A 6,359-nucleotide genomic window follows, 5' to 3' on the forward strand; every position below is an offset into this window, starting at 1 on the left:
GTCGAGGCGCGCCCCGTGGTGGCTGGCCATGCCACGGCGCGACGCCAGCGGGCGAACCGGCAGGCTGAGCCGCGCCAGCATCCGCTTGGCCTGCGCGATCTCGTCGGTGCTCATCTGTTCGAAATCCAGCGTCCGCAGGCGTTCTTCGGCCGACATCGTGGCGCTGGCGTCGATCTCGATGCGGGTCTCGTCATCGGCGCCGGCCTCGGGCGCGGGCATGTCCGGCGCGGCCCCGTCCAGCAGCGCCTCGGCGGCGCGTTTCTCGGCCGCCTGCGCGTCTCGTTCCTCCTGCACGCCGCGGATGGCGGGCAGCATCATGGACATCATGTGCTCCATGTAGCGCGGGTCGCGCCAGTAGAGCCGGAACACCTGCGCGAAAACGGACCCGTGTTCCGGCCGGCTGACGAAGACGGCGCGCAGCGTGTAGAAGAAATCCGCCTTCGAGGTGAAGCCTGCCGCCTCGACCGCGCGCACCGCGTCGATCACCCGGCCCGGCCCGATGGGCAGGCCGGCGCGGCGCAGCGCGCGCGCGAAATGCGTGATGTTATGGGTAAGCCGGGGGCTTTCCGGCAGATCCGCCGGTGCCTGCTCAACCATCGCGGCGATTGGGGGCCAGCCCCCAAACCCCCGGGGTATTTGGCCCGAGAAGAAACATCATGCCGGCACGAGGGAGGCCTTGGCCTCGTCGAGGATCCGCTTGGCCTCGGAGCCCTGAAGCCGGGCGATGTCGTCCTGGTATTTCAGGATCGCGCCGAGCGTGTCGGCGATGACATCGGGCGAGAGGCTGATCACGTCGAGCGCCAGCAGGCACTTGGCCCAGTCGATGGTTTCGGCCACGCCCGGTTTCTTGAACAGGTCCTCGGTGCGCAGCTTCTGCACGAAGGCCACGACTTCGCGGCTCAGGCTTTCGGCCGCCTCGGGCGCGCGGGCCTGCAGGATCTCGATCTCGCGGTCGAAATCCGGGTAATCGACCCAGTGGTAGAGGCAGCGCCGCTTGAGCGCGTCGTGGACTTCGCGCGTGCGGTTCGAGGTCAGGATGACGATCGGGGGCTCGGGCGCGCGGATGGTGCCCAGTTCGGGCACAGTCACCTGGAAGTCGCTGAGCGCTTCGAGCAGGAACGCCTCGAAGGGTTCGTCGGCGCGGTCGATCTCGTCGATCAGCAGGACGGGCGCGCCCCCCGCCTGCGGACGCATCGCCTGCAGAAGCGGGCGTTCAATCAGGTACTGCTCGGTGAACAATTCGTCCTTGAGCGCGTCACGGTCCGCGCCGGGGCCCTCGAAGCCCATCGCCTCGGCGGTTCGGATCGCGACCATCTGCTCGGCGAAGTTCCATTCGTAGACGGCGCTGGCCGCGTCCAGCCCCTCGTAGCATTGCAGCCGGATGAGACGGCGGCCGAGGCCCGCGGCGAGCGCCTTGGCGATCTCGGTCTTGCCGGTCCCGGCCTCACCCTCGAGAAAAAGCGGCCGGCCCAGCTGCAGCCCCAGAAACGCGACGGTGCCCAGCGCGCGGCCGCAGACGTATCCCTGGGCGTCCAGAAGTTCCTGCACCGCGCCGATGGATGATGGTTGCTGCATCGTGTCCTCCCGTTGCGGTGCAGGACTGCACAGGGCCGGCGCGGCGTCAAGGGATCTCGTGACGCGCCGGCGTCCGGGCTTCGCGGAAAGCGCCCGGATTTTCCCAAATTCTGCCCTGATTCCCACCTATAGACACCTGCATGAAGCCGCGGGCAAGCGGCCGGTAGCGTAACGAGGAGTCGAGCAGGATGCAGGACACACCCGCCTTGACGGAATTGCCCCTGAGGGGTCTCGACTGGGATGCGTGGCTCGATCGGATCGGCGACGCGGTCGACGATGTCGGGTATGTCGAGCGGCTCGGCACTGATCACGCGGCCATTCTCGCGGAGGACAAACCCGTTCTGCTGGTAACGTTCGAGACGCATGAACGCCTGCCCGGCGATGCCCGCCCGGTGGGCTGGCAGCTGGCCGAGGCGCTCGGCTGGTCGCATCTGTGCGTTGTCAGCCACGGCGACACGTGGTTCCGGGCCGGGCGCGTCTACGGGTTCTTCGACCGGCTGATCGACGACGGCTTCTTCGAGGATTTCGAGCAGGTGATCTTTTACGGGGCGGGCCCCTGCGGCTATGCCGCCGCGGCGTTTTCGGTGGCGGCCCCCGGCGCGCGGGTTCTGGCCCTGCAGCCGCATGCGACGCTCGACCCGCGCATGGCCGAATGGGACGACCGTTTCCTGCACATGCGGCGGACCGCCTTCGATGACCGGTACGGGTACGCGCCCGACATGCTGGACGCGGCCGAGCGGGCCTTCGTGCTGTACGATCCCGAGAGCCGCCTCGACGCCATGCACGCCGCGCTGTTCGCGCGGCCGAACGTCACCCGTTTCCGCATCCGCCACCTGGGCGCCACGCCCGAGGCCGACCTGCTGCGCATGCAGGTCCTGTACCGGATGTTGGCGCGGTTGTCGGCCGGCAAGCTGTCGGGGCTCGGACTTGCCGAGCTTTACCGGGCGCGGCGCAGCGACATTCCCTATCTCAAGACGCTTCTTGCCCGCGTCGAGCAGCGCGGCAGCCCCTACCTGACCGCCAAGCTGGCGCAATACGTGATGCGCTGGCGCGCGGGCCCGCGGTTCCGCCGGGCGCTGCGACAGGCCTACGAGACCGCCGAGGCGCACGGCCTGCCGATGCCCTCGCGCGAATTCAGCTGACCGGCGCCCCGCGCCCTCTGGCCCTGTCGCGCGCGATTGTGTAAAGCCCGGCATCATGACCCAGAGCCTGACCCTCCGCCGCCCCGACGACTGGCACCTGCACCTGCGTGACGGTGCCGTCCTGCGCGCCGTGCTGCCGGAAAGCGCGCGGCATTTCGCCCGCGCGATCATCATGCCCAACCTTGTGCCGCCGGTGGTCACGGCCGCGGAGGCGCGGGCCTACCGCGCGCGGATCCTCGCGGCGCGGCCCGAGGGCGCGGATTTCACCCCGCTGATGACGCTCTACCTGACCGAGGACACCGACCCCGAGGACCTCGCCGCGGCCCATGCGCAAGGGCTGATCACGGCGGTCAAGCTCTATCCCGCCGGGGCCACCACGAATTCGGCCTCAGGGGTGCGCGATTTCGACCGCGTGCGCCCGGTGCTGGAACGGATGGCCGAGATCGGCTGTCCGCTGTGCGTACATGGCGAGGTCACCGACCCGGAGGTCGACATCTTCGATCGCGAGGCGGTCTTCATAGACCGCGTGCTCGACCCGCTGCGCCGCGCCACGCCGGGTCTGCGCGTGGTGATGGAGCATGTCACCACGCGCGACGGGGTGGATTACGTCAGGTCGGGCGACGCGGGCCTTGGCGCGACGATCACCACGCACCACCTCCTGATCAACCGCAACCACATCCTCGTCGGTGGCATCAAGCCGCATTACTACTGCCTGCCCGTGGCCAAACGCGAGTCGCACCGGCTGGCCCTGCGCGCCGCGGCCACCGGCGGCGATCCGCGCTTTTTCCTCGGCACCGACAGCGCGCCCCATACCGACGCCAACAAGGAAAGCGCCTGCGGGTGCGCAGGCTGCTTCACCGCCACGAACACGCTGTCGATCCTGGCGCATGTTTTCGAGGCGGAAGGCGCGCTCGACAGGCTGGAAGGGTTCGCGTCGCTCAATGGTCCGGCCTTCTACGGGCTACCGCCGAACGAGACGCGGATCACCCTCACCAAAGGCGGTCCGCTCTCCCTGCCCGGCCGGATCGAGACGAGCGACGGCCCCGTCACGGTTTTCGACCCCGGCTTTGCGCTGCAGTGGCGCGCGGACTGATCTTCATCTTGCCCGAAATACTCCCGCCGGAGGCACGACATCCTTCCGCGTGCACCGTTTGACCCGAGGACAACGCCATGATCCCCACCGCCTATCCCCCTGCCGACGAGATCGCGCGGCTGACCGCGCGGATGCTGCTGGAAATCGACGCCGTTCATTTCAACGCGGCCGAGCCCTTCACGCTGGCCTCGGGCCTGCCCTCGCCCACCTATATCGACTGCCGCAAGCTCATCTCGTTTCCGCGGATCCGGGCCACGTTGATGGATTTCCTCGCGGTGACGGTGATGCGCGAGGCCGGGCTGGAGGCCTTCGACAACGTGGCGGGCGGCGAGACCGCCGGCATCCCCTTCGCCGCGCTTGTGGCCGACCGCATGGCGCTGCCCATGACCTACGTGCGCAAGAAGCCCAAGGGCTATGGCCGCAACGCCCGGATCGAGGGCGTCATGACCGCGGGGAACCGCATTTTGCTGGTCGAGGACCTGACCACCGATGGCGGCTCCAAGCTCGGCTTCGTGGACGCCATCCGCGAGACCGGCGCCACCTGCGCGCACACGGCGGTGATCTTCTCCTACGGCATCTTCCCCGAGACCGAGACGACGCTGGGCGAGCACGGCGTCACCCTGCACCATCTGTGCACGTGGTGGGACGTTCTGGCCGAGGCACGGGCGCAGGGCGTCTTTGACGCCGCGACGCTCGACGCGGTCGAATCGTACCTGCACGATCCGCGCGGCTGGCAGGCGGCACGGCGCTGACCGAATCGTGCGACGGCGCGGCGGCCGGGCACGAAAAAACGGCAACTGCGGCCCCGATGCCACGCCTGCCGCTACAACACCGCGCGTCAACACAAGATGTTGTTGCATGGCCGGCGGGCTGGGCAATATGCTTGGGGCACACGTCATTCACAGGCTTATCCACAGAAACATACAAATTGCCGGGCCGTGCGTGACATCTTTATGACGGGCTCCCATCGCAGCAGGGGCAGCAGGGGACACAGATGAACGAGATCGCCGCATTCAATCCCACCGGGGCCGAGGTCGAAAATGCCGAAACGATGCCGCATTCCACCGAGGCCGAGCAGCAGCTTCTTGGCGCCATCCTCAACAACAACGACGTCTACGACCGGGTCGCCAGTATCATCGGCCCGCAGCATTTCTACGACCCCGTCCATGCGCGCATCTTCGAGGTGGCCGCGGCGCGCATCGCCAAGAACAACCTCGCCTCGCCGGTGACGCTCAAGGCGTTCCTCGAGGATGACGAGGGCCTCAAGGAACTGGGCGGCCCCGCCTATCTGGTGCGGCTGGCCGGCGGGGCGATCAGCTCGTTCGCCGTGCGCGATTACGCGCAGATGATCTATGACCTCGCGATCCGCCGCGAGCTCATCGGGCTGGGCCATGACATCGCCGGCAAGGCCGCCCGCGTGGACGTGGAGAGCGAACCCGGCGACCAGATCGTCGAGGCCGAGCAGAAGCTCTATCAGCTGTCCGAGCAGGGCCGCGCCGATACCGGCTTCCAGTCCTTCCTCAAGGCGGTCACCGACGCGGTGAACGTCGCCAATGCCGCCTACCAGCGCGATGGCGGGCTGGCGGGCGTGTCCACGGGCCTGATCGACATGGACCGCAAGCTGGGCGGCCTGCACAAGTCGGACCTGCTGATCCTTGCCGGCCGGCCCTCGATGGGCAAGACGTCGCTGGCCACCAACATCGCCTTCAACGTCGCCAGGGCGTATCGCCGGGGCCCGATGCCGGACGACACGGAAGGCGCGGTCGAGGGCGGCGTCGTGGGGTTCTACAGCCTCGAGATGAGCGCCGAGCAGCTGGCCGCGCGTGTCCTGTCGGAAGCCGCCGAGGTGCCGTCGGAGCAGATCCGCAAGGGCGACATGACCGAGGGCGAATTCCGCCGGTTCGTCGAGGCCGCCAAGACGCTGGAATCCTGCCCGCTCTACATCGACGACACGCCGGCCCTGCCGATCAGCCAGCTGGCCGCGCGGGCGCGGCGGCTCAAGCGCACGCACGGGCTGGACGTGCTGATCGTGGACTACCTGCAACTGGTGCGCGGCGCCGGCCGGACGGAGAACCGCGTGGGCGAGATCTCGGAGATCACGCAGGGGCTCAAGGCCATCGCGAAAGAGCTCGACATCCCGGTCATCGCGCTGTCACAGCTCAGCCGGCAGGTCGAGGCGCGCGACGACAAGCGCCCGCAGCTTTCCGACCTTCGGGAATCGGGCTCGATAGAACAGGATGCCGACGTCGTGATGTTCGTCTTCCGCGAAGAATACTATGTCGAGCGCGAAAAGCCCTCCGACGACAAGCTGGACGAGATGGCGGCGTGGCAGGACCGGATGGAACGCCTGCACGGCAAGGCCGAGGTGATCATCGGCAAGCAGCGCCACGGCCCCATCGGCACGGTCGAACTGTCCTTCGAAGGCCGTTTCACACGCTTCGGCAACCTTGTGAAACCCTGGCAACAGGGTGGCGAGGATTTTGGCGGATAACCCGGTGCCACCGCCCCGGCGCCGCCGGGGCGTGCCGCGGGCCGCGGGCGCCCCGCAC

At 68.3% G+C, this 6,359-nt stretch carries 5 protein-coding genes and 1 pseudogene; 4 read left to right on the forward strand and 2 right to left on the reverse strand.

Annotated elements, in window-relative coordinates:
- A pseudogene (locus tag ACH107_RS28995) lies at positions 1–597 on the reverse strand (VWA domain-containing protein); the annotation flags it as partial.
- A 57-nt stretch (positions 598–654) separates the two neighbouring features.
- Positions 655–1,575, reverse strand: a complete 921-nt coding sequence (locus ACH107_RS29000; protein ID WP_412509193.1) for an AAA family ATPase — start codon at positions 1,573–1,575, stop codon at positions 655–657.
- Between the two features lie 188 nt (positions 1,576–1,763).
- On the opposite strand from ACH107_RS29000, the gene ACH107_RS29005 reads away from it, so the two are divergent.
- From ACH107_RS29005 to ACH107_RS29020, 4 genes are all read left to right on the forward strand, one after another.
- Positions 1,764–2,717: a phosphoadenosine phosphosulfate reductase gene (locus ACH107_RS29005; RefSeq protein WP_412509194.1), complete on the forward strand. Its 954-nt coding sequence runs from the start codon at positions 1,764–1,766 to the stop codon at positions 2,715–2,717.
- Positions 2,718–2,772: 55 nt separating this feature from the next.
- A complete protein-coding gene (pyrC, locus tag ACH107_RS29010) occupies positions 2,773–3,810 on the forward strand; it encodes a dihydroorotase (RefSeq protein WP_412509195.1) in 1,038 nt (345 codons plus the stop codon).
- A 77-nt stretch (positions 3,811–3,887) separates the two neighbouring features.
- The gene (locus tag ACH107_RS29015; RefSeq protein WP_412509196.1) at positions 3,888–4,562 is read left to right on the forward strand and encodes an orotate phosphoribosyltransferase; all 675 of its coding nucleotides are present in this window, start codon (positions 3,888–3,890) and stop codon (positions 4,560–4,562) included.
- Between the two features lie 242 nt (positions 4,563–4,804).
- Positions 4,805–6,301 carry a replicative DNA helicase gene (locus ACH107_RS29020; protein WP_412509197.1) on the forward strand — a complete coding sequence of 499 codons (1,497 nt, stop codon included), beginning with the start codon at positions 4,805–4,807 and terminating at the stop codon, positions 6,299–6,301.
- Positions 6,302–6,359 lie beyond the last annotated feature (58 nt).

The organism is Roseovarius halophilus (ex Wu et al. 2025) (assembly GCF_047086965.1).

What these genes read in the sequence shown, in the direction of transcription:
- ACH107_RS29000 (WP_412509193.1), bottom strand. Translation starts at nt 1,575, where the DNA reads ATGCAGCAACCATCATCCATCGGCGCGGTGCAGGAACTTCTGGACGCC.
- ACH107_RS29005 (WP_412509194.1), top strand. Translation starts at nt 1,764, where the DNA reads ATGCAGGACACACCCGCCTTGACGGAATTGCCCCTGAGGGGTCTCGAC.
- pyrC (WP_412509195.1), top strand. Translation starts at nt 2,773, where the DNA reads ATGACCCAGAGCCTGACCCTCCGCCGCCCCGACGACTGGCACCTGCAC.
- ACH107_RS29015 (WP_412509196.1), top strand. Translation starts at nt 3,888, where the DNA reads ATGATCCCCACCGCCTATCCCCCTGCCGACGAGATCGCGCGGCTGACC.
- ACH107_RS29020 (WP_412509197.1), top strand. Translation starts at nt 4,805, where the DNA reads ATGAACGAGATCGCCGCATTCAATCCCACCGGGGCCGAGGTCGAAAAT.